The sequence below is a fragment of the Paraburkholderia sp. HC6.4b genome (assembly GCF_014200875.1).
GTDB lineage: Bacteria > Pseudomonadota > Gammaproteobacteria > Burkholderiales > Burkholderiaceae > Paraburkholderia > Paraburkholderia tuberum.
In genome coordinates this window covers 306,644-325,680 of the sequence record NZ_JACHDC010000004.1, presented here as the reverse complement: position 1 = coordinate 325,680, position 19,037 = coordinate 306,644, and the positions used below count along the sequence as shown (strand labels likewise).

16 protein-coding genes and 1 pseudogene are annotated in these 19,037 nt (G+C 60.3%); 10 read left to right on the top strand and 7 right to left on the bottom strand.

Going from position 1 to position 19,037, the window contains the following annotated elements; translation table 11 throughout:
• Positions 1-30: 30 nt before the first annotated feature.
• Positions 31-1,305, bottom strand: coding sequence for a glucarate dehydratase family protein (locus HDG34_RS08135; protein WP_184059057.1), 1,275 nt, complete (start codon positions 1,303-1,305; stop codon positions 31-33).
• 204 nt (positions 1,306-1,509) lie between these two features.
• Here HDG34_RS08135 and HDG34_RS08130 point away from each other — a divergent pair, with 204 nt between their 5' ends.
• From HDG34_RS08130 to HDG34_RS08125, 3 genes are all read left to right on the top strand, one after another.
• Entirely contained in the window at positions 1,510-2,214 is a 705-nt protein-coding gene (locus HDG34_RS08130; RefSeq protein ID WP_184059055.1) for a GntR family transcriptional regulator, read from the top strand.
• Between the two features lie 256 nt (positions 2,215-2,470).
• Positions 2,471-2,728, top strand: a complete 258-nt coding sequence (locus HDG34_RS38975) for a hypothetical protein (RefSeq protein WP_260321079.1) — start codon at positions 2,471-2,473, stop codon at positions 2,726-2,728.
• A gap of 133 nt (positions 2,729-2,861) precedes the next feature.
• Positions 2,862-3,209, top strand: coding sequence for a hypothetical protein (locus HDG34_RS08125; RefSeq protein ID WP_084754269.1), 348 nt, complete (start codon positions 2,862-2,864; stop codon positions 3,207-3,209).
• A gap of 97 nt (positions 3,210-3,306) precedes the next feature.
• Here HDG34_RS08125 and HDG34_RS08120 read toward each other — a convergent pair whose 3' ends face one another.
• The 3 genes and pseudogenes from HDG34_RS08120 to HDG34_RS08110 all read right to left on the bottom strand — a co-directional run bounded on the left by HDG34_RS08120 (position 3,307) and on the right by HDG34_RS08110 (position 5,895).
• Positions 3,307-4,320, bottom strand: a complete 1,014-nt coding sequence (locus HDG34_RS08120; RefSeq protein ID WP_184059053.1) for a Gfo/Idh/MocA family protein — start codon at positions 4,318-4,320, stop codon at positions 3,307-3,309.
• Between the two features lie 128 nt (positions 4,321-4,448).
• Positions 4,449-4,715: pseudogene (locus tag HDG34_RS08115) on the bottom strand (trehalose synthase); the annotation flags it as partial.
• Between the two features lie 322 nt (positions 4,716-5,037).
• The gene (locus HDG34_RS08110) at positions 5,038-5,895 is read right to left on the bottom strand and encodes a helix-turn-helix domain-containing protein (protein WP_184059051.1); all 858 of its coding nucleotides are present in this window, start codon (positions 5,893-5,895) and stop codon (positions 5,038-5,040) included.
• Positions 5,896-5,999: 104 nt separating this feature from the next.
• Here HDG34_RS08110 and HDG34_RS08105 point away from each other — a divergent pair, with 104 nt between their 5' ends.
• The gene (locus HDG34_RS08105) at positions 6,000-6,899 is read left to right on the top strand and encodes an SDR family oxidoreductase (RefSeq protein ID WP_184059048.1); all 900 of its coding nucleotides are present in this window, start codon (positions 6,000-6,002) and stop codon (positions 6,897-6,899) included.
• A gap of 62 nt (positions 6,900-6,961) precedes the next feature.
• Here HDG34_RS08105 and HDG34_RS08100 read toward each other — a convergent pair whose 3' ends face one another.
• The gene (locus HDG34_RS08100; RefSeq protein WP_184059046.1) at positions 6,962-7,654 is read right to left on the bottom strand and encodes a phosphatase PAP2 family protein; all 693 of its coding nucleotides are present in this window, start codon (positions 7,652-7,654) and stop codon (positions 6,962-6,964) included.
• A 247-nt stretch (positions 7,655-7,901) separates the two neighbouring features.
• On the opposite strand from HDG34_RS08100, the gene HDG34_RS08095 reads away from it, so the two are divergent.
• On the top strand, positions 7,902-8,774 hold the full coding sequence (locus tag HDG34_RS08095; protein WP_184059044.1) for an endonuclease/exonuclease/phosphatase family protein: 873 nt from the start codon (positions 7,902-7,904) through the stop codon (positions 8,772-8,774).
• A gap of 139 nt (positions 8,775-8,913) precedes the next feature.
• Entirely contained in the window at positions 8,914-9,699 is a 786-nt protein-coding gene (locus tag HDG34_RS08090) for a hypothetical protein (RefSeq protein ID WP_184059042.1), read from the top strand.
• A gap of 275 nt (positions 9,700-9,974) precedes the next feature.
• Here HDG34_RS08090 and HDG34_RS08085 read toward each other — a convergent pair whose 3' ends face one another.
• Positions 9,975-11,159, bottom strand: a complete 1,185-nt coding sequence (locus tag HDG34_RS08085; protein ID WP_260321077.1) for a glycoside hydrolase family protein — start codon at positions 11,157-11,159, stop codon at positions 9,975-9,977.
• A gap of 1,179 nt (positions 11,160-12,338) precedes the next feature.
• Positions 12,339-12,572, bottom strand: coding sequence for a hypothetical protein (locus HDG34_RS08080; RefSeq protein ID WP_184059041.1), 234 nt, complete (start codon positions 12,570-12,572; stop codon positions 12,339-12,341).
• Between the two features lie 479 nt (positions 12,573-13,051).
• Here HDG34_RS08080 and HDG34_RS08075 point away from each other — a divergent pair, with 479 nt between their 5' ends.
• The 4 genes from HDG34_RS08075 (at position 13,052) to HDG34_RS08060 (ending at position 18,824) form a co-directional block, all read left to right on the top strand.
• Positions 13,052-13,696, top strand: coding sequence for an SCO family protein (locus HDG34_RS08075; protein ID WP_184059040.1), 645 nt, complete (start codon positions 13,052-13,054; stop codon positions 13,694-13,696).
• A 17-nt stretch (positions 13,697-13,713) separates the two neighbouring features.
• The gene (locus HDG34_RS08070) at positions 13,714-15,672 is read left to right on the top strand and encodes an RICIN domain-containing protein (protein ID WP_184059038.1); all 1,959 of its coding nucleotides are present in this window, start codon (positions 13,714-13,716) and stop codon (positions 15,670-15,672) included.
• The gene (locus HDG34_RS08065; RefSeq protein ID WP_184059036.1) at positions 15,672-16,106 is read left to right on the top strand and encodes a hypothetical protein; all 435 of its coding nucleotides are present in this window, start codon (positions 15,672-15,674) and stop codon (positions 16,104-16,106) included. The genes HDG34_RS08070 and HDG34_RS08065 overlap by 1 nt, the downstream gene beginning before the upstream one ends.
• Before the next feature lie 456 nt (positions 16,107-16,562).
• The gene (locus HDG34_RS08060; RefSeq protein WP_184059034.1) at positions 16,563-18,824 is read left to right on the top strand and encodes a polysaccharide biosynthesis tyrosine autokinase; all 2,262 of its coding nucleotides are present in this window, start codon (positions 16,563-16,565) and stop codon (positions 18,822-18,824) included.
• Positions 18,825-19,037: the final 213 nt, after the last annotated feature.

Here is a 19,037-nt window from a genome sequence, read left to right as displayed (position 1 = left end):
GGGCTCGTAGGCGCGGATTGGAAGCGGGAGTTAAAAGCGCGGATTCTTGCCGGTGAAGCCCGGCTCGTACTTGCGCATCTGCGAGAGGTCATCGCGATTGCGCACGCCGCACGACAGATACTGCGCATGCAGTTCGGCGAGCCGCCCGCGGTCGAGCTCGACGCCGAGGCCCGGCGTGGTGGGCACGCGCACCGAGCCGTCGTCGAACGTCACGCGGCCGCCCTTGATGACTTCTTCCTCCTGCCACGGATAATGCGTGTCGCACGCATAGGTCAGGTTGGGGATGCTTGCCGCGACGTGCGTCATCGCCATCAGGCTGATGCCGAGGTGCGAGTTCGAGTGCATCGACATGCCGAGATCCCACAGCTTGCACATGCGCGCGAGCGTCTGCGTCGCGCGCAGGCCGCCCCAGTAGTGGTGATCCGACAGCAGGACCTTGACCGAACCCATCTCGGCGCCGCGCCGGAAATCTTCCATCGTCGTGATGACCATGTTGGTCGCGAGCGGCAGGCGCGTGTGCTTCGCCAGTTCGGCCATTCCTTCGAGACCCGGGCACGGGTCTTCGTAGTACTCGAGCAGCTCGTCGAGTTCGGGGGCGGCGGCGATGCTCGTTTCGAGCGTCCAGTTGGCGTTCGGGTCGAGGCGCAGCGGCACGCCGGGGAACGCCTGATGCAGCGCGCGCATGCACGCGATTTCGTGTGCCGGTTCGAACACGCCGCCCTTCAGCTTGATGCTCTGGAAGCCATACAGCTCGATCATTCGACGCGCCTGCGCGACGATCTGCCCGGGGCTCAGGCCTTCGCCCCAGGCATCGGGCGCATAGGGCGTGTCGACGTGCTCGGCGTACTTGAAGAACAGATAGGCGCTGTAGGGCACGGCGTCGCGCACCTTGCCGCCGAGCAGGTCGACGACCGGCGCGCCGACGATCTGCCCTTGCAGATCGAGCATCGCGACTTCGAGCGTGCTGATGACTTTCGGCGCGTTCTTCGCCGAGTGCGAGCCGGGCGCGAGTTCGAATTCGACCGCACCCGGGCTCGCCTTGATCGACGCTCGCACGCGCTCTTCCATGCGATTGAGGTCGAATGGCGACAGGCCGGTCACCAGCGACTTCGCCTGTTCGAGCACGCGCAGCATCGGTTCGTCGCCATAGGTCTCGGAGATGCCGACGCGGCCGTCGCTCGTCTCCAGCTCGACGATGGCGCGCAGCGCCCAAGGTTCGTGAATTCCGGCGGCGTTGAGCAGCGGGCCGTCGCGGAAGGCGATCGGGGTGATGCGCACCTGCGTGATGGTGATGTCGCGAGTCATGATGGCATTCGGCATAAGAAGAGTTGGATGGGACGGATGGTAAAGCACTAATGTATTAGTGCGTTACTGGGGTAAGTACCATGTGCACTGTTCGCGGAATTCCGCTCGCAAGCCCGCTGGAAGGGGCGCGCGTCGGCTATAGTACTAGTGCCTCAGCGGACCGCCATGCCGGGTCACGCCTGCTTCCATGCTTCAGTTTCTGCCATGAAAAACCACGCTCATTCGTCGACGGTAACCCGGCTCGACCGCTCCCGCCACGCCGCGCCGCAAGTATTCGAACGACTGCGCGAAATGATCCTTTCCCTCGAACTCACGCCGGGTACGGTGCTGTCGCGCACCGAGCTGGCGAACCGCTACGGGCTCAGCCAGACGCCCGTGCGCGACGCGCTGATGAAGCTCGGCGAGGAAGGTCTCGTCGACATCTATCCGCAGCACGCGACGGTCGTCAGTCAGATCAACGTGACGTCCGCGCTGCAGGCGCATTTCCTGCGCCGCTCGATTGAACTCGAAGTGGTGCGCACGCTCGCGGAGCAGCGCGACGCCACGCTGATCGCTGAACTGCGCCTGACGATCGCGCGGCAAACGGAAGTGCTCGACCTGAAGAACTACGAGCAGTTCTCGCTGCTCGATCAGGCGTTTCATCGGCAGATGTACGAGGCGGCCGGCGTGCCGCAGCTATGGGATCTGGTGCGTAGGTTGAGCGGCCATATCGACCGGCTGCGGCGCCTGAATCTGCCGGTGGAGGGCAAGACGATAGCGGTCGTGCGCGATCACACCGAGATCGTCGATGCGATCGACAAAGGCGATGTCGAGGCGGCGCAGGCAGCGCTACGCAAGCATCTGTCGGGGACGCTGAGTCAGATCGATCAGATCCGCACAAGTCATCCGAATTTTTTGGCGGACGAGTGAGCGTTCGCTGATTCGCTGGCTACGGCTGGTTCACGGTCATTCTGAATGGACCGCCGTTCGCCGCCGCGTGGGGTACCGCTTCGTTGAGCGGACCGCAGCATCCTGTTTTCATGTTCATCGAACCGGAAGCGCGGCGGCTTGTGGATCGCGCACGACGCGAAGGCCCTAAGACCTTGGTCCGATTGACGCGACAGCCACGCGTGGCACCCTCGTACAAAGCCGGCATACTCGTATTCAACCTGTCAGGGAGGTCGCCATGTTTTCATGGAGCCGGGAGTTCGCGGTCGCGGTCATGGCTGTGTCCGTGATGGTTTGCGCGGGAAGCTCCTGGGCAACCGAACAGGCTCAGCAGCGTCGCGCCGGACGTGACGTTCGCCAGGAGACACGCCAGGGTTCCCGCCACACGAAGCAGGCGTGCCGGGCCACGGACCAGAAGAGCAATTCGCAATGCCGGCAGGACAAGCGGCAAACCAAGCAGAATGGCCGTGAGGCGGCCAGGAATATCAAGTATTGAGCGTTTGCGTTCGCGTGCGCCAGCTGGGCACTGAACCAGCGACAGCAGGGGATGGCAGACACCACGTCCACCAGATCAAGCGGGGAAGCTGATGCGAGCCTGCCGATACGTAGCGCTTTGCACCTTGCCGTTCATGATCGTCGGCTGTAACACGCCTCCGATCGCACCGGGCAAGCCGGTCGATATTCCGACTGCCCTCGAGCAGGTTCTCCAGGGCCTGTGCAATTTCCGCAAAGATCAGGCCGGCCGGAAGCAGGATCTGGGCGCTGCAATCGACTCTATCACCGTGGAACTCGACCTGACCGTCGACGGAGCGAGAAATCCCCCGGTGGCGGTGGCGCCGGATATCCAGTTCATTCCCACCGTTAGCTATGGTCAGATCATGACGGCAAACAGGGGTAGCAGACTCGTGCTTACGCTGAAAAACACCGGCAGCGGTGCCCACGGCGGCGACTGCGATGTCACCGCGCCGGCCAGGTAAAGACCACTTTCGCTCGGCATAGTCTATGGCTTTGCGAAAGCGGACAACTGGGCACTTGCCGCGCGTTGAACAGCGCGGCAAGTGCAAGCGTTGCACGTCAACCTTGGGCGATGCTCTCCCACGCGCCCGATTGAGCCGAGCGGAACACGGCATCGATCACCCGCATATTCGCGCGCGCATCTTCTAGCGGAATAGCCTGCGGGCCCCCACTCAGGATCGCCTCCGCGAACGTGCCGGCGGCTACGCCATATTGATCGCACACCGCAAGCTCCAGCCAGCGGTCAGTCGCGACACCGTCGCTATTGTGCTCACTGACTAGCAGGCGTGTCGGTCGATCGTTTGGTGCATTGAATGGAATTTCGACTTCGATTCGCCCCTTGGTACCGTGAAATTGCATCCGCTGGTACGGATAGGTCTGAGTCGAGTAAAAGAAACTCGCCTGCACGCCATCGAAGTCCATCAGCACGGAGCCGAGCCGGTCCACTTTGAAGGTCGGATCCTGCTCCACCAGCGCAACGACGCGCCGTGGCTCACGCCCGATAGTGAAGCGCGACGTCGTGATCGGATAACAACCAATATCGAGCAGACCGCCGCCACCTAGCTCGCTCTTGTTGCGGATATTGTGTTCGTTCGTGTTGTGATAGGTGAAACCGCCGGTCACTGCCCGCAATTCGCCGATCGCGCCTTCGTCGATCAAGGTCCGCACCTTCAACCATTGCGGATGCGTGCGAACCATGAACGCTTCCTGGATGTATCGGCCGTTCTTGTCGCGCGCGGCGATCAGCCGTTCAACCTGTTGAGCGGCCAGGCTGATCGGCTTCTCACAAAGGACGTGCTTGCCCGCCTCGACCGATTTGATCGTCCATTCCACGTGGAGATGATTGGGTAATGGAATATAGACCGCGTCGATTTCCGGGTCCGCGAGGAGCGCCTCGTAACTATCGTATGCGACAGCCAGACCATACCTGGCCGCGGCTTCCCGCGCCTTCTCCGGAGAGCGTGACGCGATGCCTTTCACCCGACACTTCGGCGCATTGTGCATGGGCACGACCACCTTGTCGTTGATCTTTGCGGCACCCAAAATTCCCCAGACTATTTCATCCTTTGCCATGACATCCCTTTATTCGATTGCGTATCCGATGAGTCGAGCAGGCTGAACATTCGCGTGAGTCGACAAGTCGCGTGAGTCCGCACGACCAGAAGCACGCGATCGTATCAGTTTAACCGTGTCGCCCCGCGATACGCGGCGAACACTGCCGCGCGCTGAGCGGGCGTCAGCCGGCCCAGATCGAGTTCGTCGTGATTGCGCAGAAACACCCCCCATTGCGCGCTCGGCGGCCGTGGCTTCGTCGCAAGGAGCGCGTCCTTCAACGGCTTCGTGTTGCCCGTCGCGAGCGTGTAGAACGTGTTTTGATTGACCCGGAAGTTGAACATCATCGGCAGGCGCTCGCCCTCGTCGCCGAAGTAGTGCAGGTCGGTTTGGGGCGGCACGTTGGCTTCGGCCAGATCGTCGTCATGCCAAGCCCTTGCAGGTAATCGAGGCTGCGCATCAGGCCCTGGAAGTCGCCGACGCCGTCGCCATTCGCATCCATGAAGGTGCCTACCGAGAGGCAATAAATGATCGCGCCAACTTGCTTGCCGCCAGCGAGGCGGTCATCGTGATTCTTACGCGAAGCTTGTGCGATGCCGTGCAGCCAATTAACGGGCCGAACGATGCAGTTCGGTAGTCGTCCCCAAGGTGCTTCAACCTCATTAGTTTCCACGAGCAATTGCGGAGTCGCCCGAGTGCGATCCGGCGGCCGCGCTCGCGCTCGAGCGTCAAAGCCGATCACGCAGCGGTCAAAGGCGCGGCGCTGGCACTCTCATCGATCGATGAAACGGTACTGCGGATGCGCGCGGCGATTCGCGCGTCGAGCGGCGTGTACACGAGCATGCTCAGGTCTGGCCGACCATCGACGGCGAACAGCGAATACTCCATTTCGATGGACCCGAACGCAGGATGCAGCAGGCGCTTAACGTGCTGTCCTTCGCTGTGGCCGAATACCTGGTTTTCGCGCCACATGCGTTCGAAGTCCGGGCTCGCGCGACACAGATCGTCGACCAGATCGCCCACCTCGGAAGCGAGCCCCGCGCGGGCAACGTCCGCTCGGAACGTCCCCACGACGAAGCGCGCGACACTCTCCCAGTCGTGCTGTTTTGCCCGGACGGCCGGATCGCCGAACAGGAAGCGCAGGATGTTGCGCTGGCCCGGCGGCAGCGCGCTGTAGTCGGTCAGCACCACGGCTGCGGCGCGATTCCACGCGACGACGTCCCACGTCGCGGTCTTGATGATCGACGGGCTGGCATCGAGTGAATCGAGCACGCGCTGCAAGCGCGGGTCCACTGCGTCGGTGGACCGGTAGCGCACTTCCGGGGGGCGTCCGAGGCCCAGCATGAAAAGATGTTCGCGCTCGGTATTCGTCAGCATCAGCGCCGCGCAGATGCGCTCAAGCACCGCGGCGGACGGCGCGCCGCCGCGGCCCTGCTCGAGCCACGTGTACCACGTCGAGCTGATATTCGCGCGCTGCGCCACTTCTTCCCGGCGCAATCCGGGCGTGCGCCTGCGGCCCGAGAAGCCGAAGCTGGCCGGATCGAGCCGCGTGCGGCGACTGCGCAGAAAGTCCCCGAGGGTTTGGGCGGTGTTCACTGGGATGATTAACCTGTTAGTCGCTTTACCGGGATAAGCTCACTACTTCAATAGCATAGTGAATGATCGCATAGTGCGTCGGTGGCTATTCTGGAGACTTGACCATGCGAATCTTTCTGACGGGCGCAACCGGGTTTATCGGCTCGGCTTTGGTGCCCGAACTTATCGAAGCCGGGCATCAGGTTGTCGGCATGACCCGGTCCGACCAGGGCGCGCAGGCGCTCAGCGCAGCCGGTGCGGAGGTCCATCGCGGCACGCTCGAAGACACCGATAGCCTGCGCAGCGGCGCCGCGAAGGCGGACGCCGTCGTTCACCTTGCTTTCGACCACGATTTCTCGCACTTCGTGGAGAACTGCGAGAAGGACAAGCGTGCTATCGCTGCACTGGGCTCGGCGCTGGCCGGCTCGGATCGGCCGCTTCTGATCACGTCGGGCACGGGCGTCGGCAGCCGCGATAACGGGCAGCCGGCCACCGAAGACGTGTTCAACACCAGTCACCCGAACCCGCGCATCGGCTCGGAGCTGGCCGGCAACGTGCAGCTGGAGGCGGGCGTCAACGTGTCGGTGATGCGCTTGCCGCAAGTGCATAACCCGTACCGGCAAGGCCTCATCACGCCGCTCATCCAGATCGCGCGGGACAAAGGCGTGTGCGCATATGTGGAGGAGGGACGCAACCGCTGGCCGGCGGGGCATCTGTCGGATGTCGTGCGGCTGTACCGGCTCGCGATCGAGAAGGGCGAACGCGGTGCGCGCTATCACGCGGTCGGCGAAGAAGGCGTTAGCGCCCGCGAGATCGCCGAGGCGCTCGGACGCGGCCTGAAGTTGCCGGTCGTCTCGATCGCGCGCGGCGAGGCGCAGGCGTACTTCGGATGGATGGCGATGTTCGCCGCGCTCGATATGCCGGCATCGAGCGCGCAGACGCAGGCGCATTTGGGCTGGCGACCGACAGGTCCGACGCTTCTCGCGGATCTGAACGAAGCGCGCTACGTTCAGGTGTCCACGTAGCTTTCGCTGTCGCTGTCAGCCGCCGTCGCACGAGAACAAACCTGGAGCAACCATCGCCGTCATCATAGGTGTTTCATTACGCCACTCGCCAGCTTGCGCAGTTCGTCGAACTGCGTGACGAGCTGGAGGCACAGAATAAAGGCCAGCGTCGCTGCGGGCGCCGGGTGGCGTTCGGTCCATCGCAGCACCGGCGTCGCGTAGCGTACGCGGATCGCATCCCGCGTCATCACCAATGTAATCACGATTCCCACCGCGGCGCCCACCAGCAAATCGGTCGGATAGTGAAAGCCGAGATAGGCGCGCGGAAGGCAAATGAACAGCGCAGTATAGAGAAGCGCCAGCACGCCGACGCGCCGCGACATGAGGAAGATGCCGGTGGCGACCGCCATCCATAGCATCGCGTGATCGCTCGGGAAGGAACTCCAGTTGGTCAGCACTGCGTCCTTGATTTCGCCGCTGGCAAAGCGCAGATGCAGTTCGGTGTCGTAGACGGGGCGCACTCTGAATGGCAACCAGTGAGTCAGCAGTCTTCCGACGAAGAGCGCCACGATGCCGCTGACAAGCGTCGCGAGAACCATTTCTCGCCGCCATTCGCGGCACTCGTCTTGCTGAAACCACATCCACCACAGCACGGGAATGAGTACGAGGCCTTTGAAGGTGTACAGGTTGTCGATGGCCTGGATGGATAGATTCGCGAACTCACCGAGGTGTATGTTGGACAGATATGTTTCGATGGACAAATCGAAGCTATTCATTGTTTTCTAAAGAAATTGAGCCGGTCGCGGATGAGGGTCAGCATAATTCATCGCATGCACGGCATTTTTTGGCGCTTACTTTCACTGACAATTTTTACCGCGCAATTTCATCGCTAACTTTCAGTGACCCTGTGGACGCTCATAACAAGGGGAGCCGTGTGATTGAAATGCGCCCGTCCTGTCCAGCGCTGAGTCACCGCGCAGGATGCGGCGATACACTGTAGTCGGATCTTTCAAGGAGGCCGTCATGAAACTGGTCGACTGGAACATTCAGTGGGGATGCGGCGTCGACGGCCGCGTCGACCTCGGACGGATCGTGCGGGAAGCGCGCGCGTTGTGCGACTTCGACGCCCTGTGTCTGCAGGAAGTCACGCGCGGCTTCAACGAAGAACCGGCGGCCGGCGGACTGAAAGGCGCGCCATCGTCCGATCAGTTCGCCGAACTTGCCGCTCTGCTGCCGGAGATGACCGTGCTCGATGCGGTCGGCTCCGATCTGCCCTCGTTGGGCGCGAGCCGTCATCGGCGGCAGTTCGGCAATGCCATCGTGACCCGTTTGCCGGTTCGTCAGGTGCTGCGCCATTCTCTGCCGTGGCCCGCGGACCCCGCCAAGCCATCGATGCTGCGCGTCGCGCTCGAAGCGGTGCTCGAAGCCGACGTCGGTCCGCTTCGTGTCATCACCACGCACCTCGAGTTCTATTCGGAGAAACAGCGGCTCGCACAAGTGGCGAGACTGCGCGAGTTGCATCAGGAGGCGTGCGCTCACGCGCGCGCTCCCGCGCGTGGCGAGAAGCCGGACAGTCCGTTTGCCGATACGGCGCGCCCGGTCAGCGCGATTGTCTGCGGAGACTTCAACAGCGCATTCGAAGACACCGCCTTTTGCCGGATGCTCGAACCGATCACCAACGCTCCGGCGTTCGTCGATGCGTGGGCCCGCGCGCACCCCGGCGAGCCGCGTGCCGCGACGGTCGGCCTATACGATCACGAGCAATGGCCCGACGGAGCATTCGCGTGCGATTTCGTTTTCGTCACGGCAGACCTGAGCGCACGCATTGCATCGTGCGATGTCGATCAGCACAGCCGCTCGTCCGATCATCAGCCGATGTGGCTGGAACTGCGTTGAAGGGACTCGGAGTTACCGCCCCGTTACTGGCGCAGGAAAATCTGACCGCGTGATTCGGCGGGATGCTTAAGGTGCTGTTAAGGGTCGCTCTGCGATGGTTGAGCCTATGTTCAAGCCATGAGAATAGTGAGCACGTCACATGAATAGCAACCCGTTGCAAACTCGCGCGCATGCACTCACTAAAGTCCCGCAGATCACGCTGGGCTTCTGGATCATCAAAATCGCCGCCACGACGCTTGGCGAAACGGGCGGCGATTGGGTGACCATGTCGCTCAAATTGGGTTATCTGATCGGCACCGCGATTTTTGCGGTTATTTTTATTGGGCTGGTCGCAGGGCAGATCAGGGCGGAGCGGTTCAATGCCTCGCTCTATTGGGCGACCATCGTTGCAACGACCACGCTCGGTACCACGCTGGCCGACTTCTTCGATCGTTCGGTGGGAGTCGGCTATCCGGGCGGTGTAGTCATCGTCTTCGCGCTTCTGCTTGCGAGCCTGGGCGTCTGGTACAAATCGGAAGGTACGGTGGCGGTGCAGAGCGTAACCACGCCCAAAGCCGAGTGGTTCTATTGGGTGACGATCCTCTTTTCGCAGACACTGGGTACGGCCTTGGGCGATTGGGTGGCGGGATCGGACGAAGGCGGTCTGGGGCTTGGCTATGAGTACGGCGCTTTGATCTTCGGTGGGGGGCTGCTGATCGTCGGTGCGCTTTATTACTGGTCGCGGCTGTCACGGACCGCTATATTCTGGGCGGCGTTCATCCTGACGCGTCCGCTCGGCGCGACCTTGGGGGACCTGCTCGACAAACCCATTTCTCAAGGTGGGCTCGAGATCAGCCGACTCTATGCGTCGGTGATTCTGGTTTCGTTCATGGCGCTCTGCGTGATTTTCTTACCGCAACGTCCTGCTGGGCGAGCGATGCGGTAGATGGCGCGAAGAGGCTACGAATGTTCGGGAATAGCCATTGCGTGCCCGCTTCTCGGGTGGCGCCGCGTTGTTTGCCGTGTCTGCTCCTTCGATTACGGCAGCGACGAGTTTGACGCAACGCATTGGCACAGTGCCAGTTCATCCTCGCGAAGCTCGGCCTCGGGAATTTCGCTGCGCCCTCAAACTGGATGCGGTCCTGTCAACCCGGCCAAAACGGAAAAACGAAGGAGCGCGACAGTCGCGCTCCGTTCATTCATGGGTTACAGCAGGCAGGCTTACTTGATCGCAGTCAGGTAAGAGCCGGACAGGAAGCGTTGCGAACGCGGAATGGTCGCCGTGTAGGCCTGAATCGCGGCTGCCAGCTGCGGACGAATCAGGTTACGGTTGTAGTCGTAGATCGAATAGCCGTCGCCTTCGCCATTGCTCGGATCGCCGTTGCGCACGACATACCAGAACGCCTTTGCCACCGAACCGTTGTTCATCAGAACCTTCAACTGGTTGAATGCGGCCGTTTGTCCGGCGTCCGTACCGTTGGTGCCATTGTTGGTCTCGGTCAGCCAGATCGGCTTCGCGCCACTGCTGACGAGGTTCGACACCGTGGTCATGAATGCCTGCACCATCATGTCGTATTCGGCGCTGCCGAAGTAGGGGTGAACGTCGACGACATCGATCGTGGTGTTCAACGGGCTGGAAGCACTCTTCGTGTTGTTACCCATTGCCTTGATGTAGTCGGTCGCCTGGATCAGCTCGCTGCCCGCGGGCGGTTTCCAGCCGTTATTCGGGTACGCCGAGTTGTAGAAGTACGAGATGCCCTGAGTGTGCAGAACCGTTTTGTAGCCCGACTGGCTTTTCGTGTTCAGGATCTGCCTGGCTTCCGAATAGAGCGTCTTGCTGCGATTCAGAATGTATCCGGAGATACCGTTCGGATCGCCGTAAGACGGGTCCGAAGCGGAGAACGACCAGTTGGTCTCATTGAACAGTTCGATGTCAGCCGTAAAGGGCAGAACGACGTCCATGAGCGAGCCGAGATACTTCGTGAACGTCGCGTCGCAGAAGTCGAGTCGCGGTGACGATGCGGTCGGCGGATTTTTGGTGGCCGGGCATTGGTATGCACTAGACGGCGCGTACATGCCCACCTGGAAAAGAATCTTCATGCCGCGCGTGCGTGCGGCGTTCAGAAGCGACTTCAGAAAGGCCACTTTGTTGGGGTCCAGCGTGCTGCCGTCGGCCAGCGTCATGAAGTCCCACGAAACGCCGAGGCGAACCGTACCCACGCCCAATCCGGCAATCAGATCCAGGTCCTTTGAGCATTCGCTCAGCGCCGTCTGATCCGCACTCCAGAGATTGCAGTTCACGTCCATTGCAAAACGGTCGTTTCCGCTTCCGGTGGGCGGCGGCTGCAGCGCCGCGAGTTGCTGGGCGGTGGCGGCGGTCGAACTCGTCTGGGAGAACGCTGGCATCGATTGCCCGCACAACAGGGCTAAAACGGCGAATAGTGAGTAGAGTCTGAGTTTCATGGCTTAGCTATAAATTGCTACTGACCGGGGATGGGCCGAGAACGTTGGAATTACGTTTGCCGATGACCATCAGTTCCTGAAGCGATGGCATACGTAACGCAAACACGTCAAACGCGTGAGTCAACGGTCGCTGACATCACGATTGAAAATGCTCTTGCACGGGATATGCGGGTTTCGTATCGATCGTCGCGAAACGGTTCAATCGCCTTGTCCCGCCCGTTGCACCAGGGCGCGGTTATAAGGCTGACCGTTCGCCTGAACCGGCGGAGAGCCATTGTCGGGGGGCACTACGCCGTTGCTGTACGGATCTGTAGCCGCGTTCGCGACTGTGTCGGCAGGGAGGGAGTTGGCGGTCACGGACGCGGTGCTGCCATCATCGCTTGTTTCACCGCCACAACCTGCAAGGCTTAGTACGCCTGCGATGAATGCAAGCGCCGAAGCAGTTTTTGCGATCTGGGGAAGCCGACGAAATGACGGTTTCAGTCTTGGAGAGAGTCTGCTGAAGAAGGACATCTGTCTATCAAGGCCGATGGAACCTGGCCGCTAAAACGAACAACGTTCGCGTGATAAGGACGTCGCCACGAAAAAATACGCAACAACACGAAGTACAACTGAATAATGATCGGCTTTTGTCAAGAGCCGCCCGCTGCCGCACTCGCGTGGGGCACTAATCGCGTTTAATCTTCAGATTTAATGCGACCTACTGAAAACCCGCTTTCATCATTTTCAATCGGAAGATTCGGTAATTCGGGAAGATTCGGTAATTCGTCGCAAATTGCGAAGTTTTTGCAATTGAATCAAAATCGAGGTTTTCCCTGACTGATCTGATGAATATGAATGATACAGAATTGGAACAAAACTTTCGCCATCGGACGTAACTAAGCGTAACAACGAAATTTGTGCTATGTGAGCCTATCGGCAACGCGTCCCTCCTCCCTTCCAACGCTTATCCAGAGGCGTTTTCACGCCCGAATTCGAGATTCACAAAACAACAAAAAAACCGTTACAAAATTGTTACTTGTCGCTTTTAGACAGTCGCGGTGCTTTATTTCCGCCAATGTATGGTTCTTATCGGGATGGCTGGGACCTAATTAAATGCTGATTAAATGTTTCGGTATGGTTTTAGAAAGAAAATAATGCTGCCGAGGCATTTATATGGGCCGCACCGGTCGCATCAAATAAATCGCGGAATGCGAATTTTGCCACGGTTTGACTTTGGGCTTTGGAAAAGGAGACGGCCGGGAGCCAGGGGCGCGGAACCTGAATATCATCGCCAGCGAAACACGCGCAATGGCTCGCCTGGTCGCGGCGAAACTCGAAGCCGCCGGAACACCGGCGCTGCTTGCTATTCGCCACCGCGGACTTGCCATCGTGCCGATGCTGAGGCCTTGTTGGGCAACCCCTTCGTTGTAGGAGCAGGGCTTGGCAGTTCGGTAACGGTCAGCCGAGTCTCTTCGGCCGGGCCGACCTGGTCCGCCTGCCTGACGCGTCTTGCCGCCACGTTTGAGCGCGCAATTCATTTTCGCGACTTCGCCATTTCCGCCGCCTCACGACGAATCTCAGGACAACATAGGTTTTGCTCGGGCTTTCTAAAACACCCAGTTTTTGAAGTTTCATTGTTATGTGGCCGACCTCACAAAGCGGAGCAAGTCGCGGGCCTGACGCTGTAATTTTCCGGAAGGTTCTCTGCTACGCTCCCGAATGCCGTTGATTCGCAATTAGAAAGCGAACGTAGCCGTCGCGCGACTCGTGCGCATTATCGCGTGGGTAACACGCAATAAAAGATGGCGACGAATGGTTCTGCGAGCCATTACACGTTGCGGGAGATCATAGTCATGTTCCATCAACACGCGCCGACTCGCGCGACGTTGCGTGCGTGCGCGCCGGTCCGAAGTCCGGGACGCCGCGCGCTGCTGCGTGCCATATCGGCCGCGGCGTTAGCCGGCGTTTCTTTTCCGCTATACGCGCAGCACGCAAGCATAGGACTCGTCACGCCGCCCATTCGTCTCGACGACTTCTGGGTGGTCGATCAAAGCGGCCAGAAACAGTTGCTAACCGACCTGTTGCGTCAGAAAGTGACTGCGTTGCAGACGATTTACACAGGATGCACTTCAGTTTGTCCTTTGCAGGGTGCACTGTTCAGCACCGTTCAGCAACGGATATCGCAGTTACAGCACCGCTACCCCGTTCAGTTGGTGTCGATCGGAATCGATCCGCTTTCCGACTCGCCGCCCGCGCTGCACGCATGGCTCATGCGCTTCCAGGCCGGACCCGAATGGCGGGCGGCCACGCCGACGTTGCAGGACGTCGACCGGATGCGCAGAGCGCTTTCGGGCAGCACCCTGCCACTCGGCAACATTGCCGATCACTCGACCCAAATCTACTGCTTCGATGCGAACGCAATGTTGCGCTGGCGAAGTGACGACCTGCCTCGCGCGGATCAAATTTGCGATGTACTGGGCGCATTAGGGCGTGTGTAACCTACTGGACTGAGGCTATGTCACAAAACCGATCGTTTAGGATCCTCTCGCAATCGTTCGACGGGTGCGTGAAAGCGTTGCTGCTGATCACATTCATGGCGGCGCTTTCGATGTTCTCCACAGCTGCCGACGCGCAGACATCGAGCACGCTCACCGTCAACGGCACGACCTTGTGCGCCGACGTGAACGCCGAATCGAAGACGCCTGGCGCCTCGGTTATCGAGTGGACGTGCAATGGCGGGAATAACCAGCACTGGACACTGACGCAGAACAACGGGCTTTATCAGTTCGTCAACGTCAACAGCAACCTTTGCCTCGACATCTACGGTGTCAGCACGGACGCCGGCGCTGGGGCGGACCAGTGGACCTGCAATGGCCAGGCGAATCAAAGCTTTCAGCTGATCCCGCAAGGTGGCGGCTTTGCAATCGTCGCGTCGCAGAGTCACCTGTGTCTGGCTGTTGCCAGCCTCACGGCGCAGGGCTCGCAGATCACGCAGCAGGCTTGCAGCGGAACCGCTCTGCAGACGTGGCAGATCAGCGGCATGACCGCGAAAACATTGCCGGCAAAGTGGACTACACCCTATAACCTGTCGATCGTGCCGGCAGCTGCGGCGAATCTGCCCGATGGCACCGTGGTAGTGTGGTCCGCCGACCAGAAGCTGGACTTTACGGCTGGCGAAGTGACTCCCGGCAACACATACACCGCAATCTTTAACCCGACTACCGGCACGAGCAAACAGGTTCTCGTGTCGAATACCGGCCACGATATGTTCTGCCCGGGCATCGTCAATCTTCCGGATGGCCGTATTTACGTCACTGGTGGCTCGAGCAGCGACGCGACGAGTTTCTACACGCCTTCGACCGGAAAATGGTCGTCAGGTCCTCTAATGAATATTCCGCGCGCCTACCACGGCAGCGTAACGTTGAGCAATGGCAACGTATTCCTGGTGGGCGGCTCGTGGAACGGAGGCGAGGGCGGCAAGACCGGCGAAACCTGGTCACCGAGTACGGGTTGGCAGCTCAATAGCGCCATTCTCGCCGACTACATCCTCACGAATGACGCGGCTGGCATTTTCCGCTCCGACAATCATGCATGGCTGTTTGCGGTGGCAAATGGGCGAGTCTTCCACGCTGGTCCGAGCGTTGCCATGCACTGGTTCGATACCGCCGGCGCGGGCAACGTGACGCCTGCCGGCAACCGGGGCAGCGATACCGATGCGATGAACGGCAACGCCGTTATGTACGATATCGGCAAGATCCTGGCTGTAGGCGGTGCGCCGAGCTACGAGTATGCCAACGCGACTGCGGACGCCACCCTAATCGACATCAGCAGCGGCACCGCGGTGACTCAAACGCTTACGCCGATGAATTACCGCCGCGCCTTCAACACCAGCGTGGTCTTGCCGAACGGTCAGGTGGTAGTCCTTGGTGGAGAGGCGTACCCGATAACGTTTTCGGACGACACCGCCGTGCTGGCGCCAGAGTTGTGGGACCCTACCACCAAGACTTTCTCGGTGCTCCCGCCGCAAGCCGTGCCGCGTAACTATCACAGCATCGCACTGCTGTTGTCGGACGGTCGCGTACTGAGTGGTGGCGGTGGACTGTGCGGAACCTGCTCGACAAACCATACGAACCTCGAAATACTGACGCCGCCGTACCTGCTCAACGCGGACGGCTCGGCGGCAACACGGCCGACCCTCACAGCCGCGCCCACTACGGCACAGCTCGGGACATCGATCGCCGTAACGGGCAGCAGTGGCATCAAGGCCTTTGCGTTGATGCGCATGTCTTCGTCGACCCACGCGGTCAACAACGAGCAGCGGCGGGTACCCGTGACTTTCACGGTAGGAACGGCGGGCGAATATCTGATCAATATTCCTTCCGATCCGGGTGTCGTCGTGCCTGGCTACTACATGCTGTTTGGCCTGAACGCGAAGGGCGTGCCGAGCGTTTCGCGCACGGTGCAGATCCAGTGATGGCGTTACGGTCACGGCGAACCGCGGCGCGTGCGCTGGCGCTGGCGCTGGCGAACATCACGTATGTCGCGCATGGCGCGCCGCTTTGTGAGTCGAACGATCTCGGGTGTTCGATCTTCAACGGGCAGCATTCGGTTGAGGCGCAATTGCGCGACGACGATCGTCTGTTGCCCGGCTCGACCACCCGTTGTGCGAACTGCCATTCGCAAACCGGCTCGAGCGACGCATTCGCACCACCCTTGACCGCCGGCAACCTGTTTCCTGCGAAGAGTCGAAGGGACGGTCCGGCGAGCAGTTACGATCAGGCAACGTTCTGCAGGGCGCTGAGGGAAGGCATCGACCCGGTCAACGTGATGTTGCGCAAAGCCATGCCTCACTACCGGATATCCGAGACCGAGTGTGCGGCGCTCTGGCATTTCGTGACGAAGCGCTAGCACCTTTGCGCGCGGTTGCGCGAATTCGGCGCCGTTTGCTCCACCAGCTTTTGTCGGTGTTTTCACGCTATACGGGCGCTTGTTCGAAATGATCGAAATAGCGACATCGCAATTGCGCATGACGCCGTTGGGGCGAAAAACGCGAATGTGCGGCAGCGTACGGAGGTGCGGCAAGCCGTCAGATAGGCTGCGATGACTTCTGCTATGAATAACTCGATTTCTGTTTGCTGGCGCAATACATCGGATGCGGAAAAATTAGAAGTCTGCGCCAGACCCGGCGGAAGTCTCTTTTAGACCATAAGACGATTCATTTCGAGCACGCTTGCGAGCAGGACTGACGTACTCGGACTGTGCCTCCGATTTCAGCCGTGACAAAAAGCGAGATCTGGCAACGCCGCATCGCCAGCACATTAAATCGAGCTTCCATCCTTTTCGTACACCCGCCCTGGGGTTTCGATGAATCAGAACTCTCTGCTTACGAATGCTGCCGTGCTCCGGAATAACGATGTCAGTCTTTCGCGTTATTTCGACGTTCTAATGGCCAACCGTTGGCTGGTCGGTGGAATCGCCGGCGGCGTGCTCGCCGTGGGCGTGGCCTACGCGTTTATCGCGCCGTCGGTGTACCAGGCCGATATTCTCGTCCAGGTTGAAGACAGCATTCCGACCAACAATTCAAAAGGCCCGCTGGGCGACGTCTCCAGCATGTTCGACGTCAAAACAGAGGCGACGGCTGAAATGGAAATCCTGCAGTCGAGAATGGTGGTCGGAAAAGCCGTTGACGATCTGCACCTCGACGTCAGCGCAAAGCCGAAGCGCTTTCCCTTGATCGGAGACTGGTTGGGCCGGCAAGCCCGGAGTCTTTCCGAGCCAGGGATCTTTGGATTTGGCGGATATGCATGGGGCGATGAAGCGATCAAGGTGTCCAGCTTCGACGTCCCGGAAGCATTCGAAGGCGAGAAGTTCGTTCTGACGGTTCTGGAGGGCGGACGCTACCGGCTGGAGCAGTCGGATCTCAGCGAGCCGATCGAGGGTCGCGTGGGCGAAAAGCTCGACACGAAACTGCCCGATGGCGCGATCACGCTGCAGGTCGATTCGCTGAACGCAAAGCCGGGCACGCAATTCATTCTGGAGAGACAGTCGCGCGAGAAGACGGTGGAAAGCCTGCAAAACCGGCTGACGGTCTCGCAGAAGGGTAAAGACAGCGGCATCATCGGCGCGTCGCTGATGGGCTCTGAGCGGCTGCTGACGGCCAGCACGCTCGCCGAAATCGGCAATGCGTATGTTGACCAGAATCTGAAGCGCAAGGCGGCGGAAGCCGAGAAGTCGCTTGCGTTCCTGAGCGAGCAGCTGCCGCAGCTCAAGAGCGACCTGGAGCGCGCCGAGGGACGCTATAACGACATGCGCAACCGCATGGGCGTGTTCAATCTGAGTGAGCAGGGCAAGGCCTATCTGGATCAAAGCGTAGCCACGCAGCGCAGCCTGCTCGAACTGAAGCAGAAGCGCGCGGAGATGGGCGCGATCTACGCGCCGGGTCACCCCGCGATCCAGGCGATCGATCAGCAGATCGGCATGCTGAGCAGCAGGATCGGAAGCTTGTCGCAGCAGGAACAGGCGTTGCCGGACCTGGAGCAGAATGCGGTGCGCCTGACCCGTGACATGAACGTGAACAACGAGCTTTACGTCGGCATGCTGAACAACATGCAACAGCTCAGACTGGTTCGCGCCGGCAAGGTTGGAACGGTGCGGTTGATCGATAACCCGGTGGTGCCGAAAGAGCCGATCAAGCCGAACAGGCTTCTGGTGATTGTCTATGCTGCGTTGGGCGGCCTGATTCTGGGCGTGGGTGCGGCGTTCGGGCGTACGGCGCTGTATCGGGGCGTGACCGACGCGCAGGAGATCGAGGAGCAAACGGGCCTGAACGTCTATGCGAGCGTGCCGCTGTCGCAGGCGAAAGTCGCGCGAATCGGCAAGACGCCGAAGCTGCCCGCTGGCGAGAAGTTCCTGCTGGCGAGCGAGTTTCCGCGCGACCCGTCGATTGAAAGCCTGCGCCGACTCAGAACCGCGCTTCATTTTGCAATGCTGGAATCGGAATCGGGCGACAATCGCGTGCTGCTGACGGGGCCGACGGAACAGGTGGGCAAGTCGTTCCTGTCGGCGAATCTGGCGGCGGTCGTATCGGCGGCCGGCAAGCGGGTGTTGCTGATCGACGCGGACCTGCGAAAAGGTCATCTCGAGCAATACTTTGGTCTCGACTCGACTCCCGGCCTGGCTGACTATCTGTCGTCGGAGGTGACGTCCGACCCGGTGATCATGCGTGACGTGCGTCCGGGCCTCGACTTCGTTGCGCGCGGAGCGATACCGGAGAACCCGGCCGAGCTTCTGGTGAGCGAACGCATGCAGCAATTCCTCGCGAAGACGAGCGAATACGATATCGTGCTGATCGACACGCCGCCGGTGCTCGCCGTCTCCGACGCGACCGCGCTTGCGGATAGCTGCGGCACCGTGTTACTGGTGACCCGCTTCGAGACCACTTCCATTGCGCAGGTGCTGGAGGCGACCGCGCAGCTCAAGCAGGCGAATGCCCGGGTGAAGGGCGTGATCTTCAACGGGATCGATACGGATGTCTATCGCTATAGTCTGGGCGCGCGCGCAGACCTCTATCGCAGTGCTTCCTATCTCGATGCACTGCCCGCCAGTGGAGAGACAAAGAAAGACTAGCCTTCACGGCGCGAGGGCCGTCGTCACGAATGGCGATGAAAAATCAGCCGACTTTCGGCGTGGATGATTGGCGGATATCAAAGACTCATTCGTCAGTGTCGCTGGAGTCGTACCGAGTCAGGCGCTCAATTTCGTTTCGATTCTATTGATCGGGAAGTTCTGCGGGCCGACGGCTCTCGGGTACTTTTTATCCGCTCGTTAATCGGCTTGCGT

Bases quoted from the DNA above. Each gene is read 5' to 3' on its own strand.
- HDG34_RS08085 (WP_260321077.1), bottom strand. From the start codon at position 11,159: ATGCCAGCGTTCTCCCAGACGAGTTCGACCGCCGCCACCGCCCAGCAA.
- HDG34_RS08105 (WP_184059048.1), top strand. From the start codon at position 6,000: ATGCGAATCTTTCTGACGGGCGCAACCGGGTTTATCGGCTCGGCTTTG.
- HDG34_RS08090 (WP_184059042.1), top strand. From the start codon at position 8,914: ATGAATAGCAACCCGTTGCAAACTCGCGCGCATGCACTCACTAAAGTC.
- HDG34_RS08120 (WP_184059053.1), bottom strand. From the start codon at position 4,320: ATGGCAAAGGATGAAATAGTCTGGGGAATTTTGGGTGCCGCAAAGATC.
- HDG34_RS08130 (WP_184059055.1), top strand. From the start codon at position 1,510: ATGAAAAACCACGCTCATTCGTCGACGGTAACCCGGCTCGACCGCTCC.
- HDG34_RS08070 (WP_184059038.1), top strand. From the start codon at position 13,714: ATGTCACAAAACCGATCGTTTAGGATCCTCTCGCAATCGTTCGACGGG.
- HDG34_RS08135 (WP_184059057.1), bottom strand. From the start codon at position 1,305: ATGACTCGCGACATCACCATCACGCAGGTGCGCATCACCCCGATCGCC.
- HDG34_RS08100 (WP_184059046.1), bottom strand. From the start codon at position 7,654: ATGAATAGCTTCGATTTGTCCATCGAAACATATCTGTCCAACATACAC.
- HDG34_RS08075 (WP_184059040.1), top strand. From the start codon at position 13,052: ATGTTCCATCAACACGCGCCGACTCGCGCGACGTTGCGTGCGTGCGCG.
- HDG34_RS08125 (WP_084754269.1), top strand. From the start codon at position 2,862: ATGATCGTCGGCTGTAACACGCCTCCGATCGCACCGGGCAAGCCGGTC.
- HDG34_RS08065 (WP_184059036.1), top strand. From the start codon at position 15,672: ATGGCGTTACGGTCACGGCGAACCGCGGCGCGTGCGCTGGCGCTGGCG.
- HDG34_RS08095 (WP_184059044.1), top strand. From the start codon at position 7,902: ATGAAACTGGTCGACTGGAACATTCAGTGGGGATGCGGCGTCGACGGC.
- HDG34_RS08060 (WP_184059034.1), top strand. From the start codon at position 16,563: ATGAATCAGAACTCTCTGCTTACGAATGCTGCCGTGCTCCGGAATAAC.
- HDG34_RS38975 (WP_260321079.1), top strand. From the start codon at position 2,471: ATGTTTTCATGGAGCCGGGAGTTCGCGGTCGCGGTCATGGCTGTGTCC.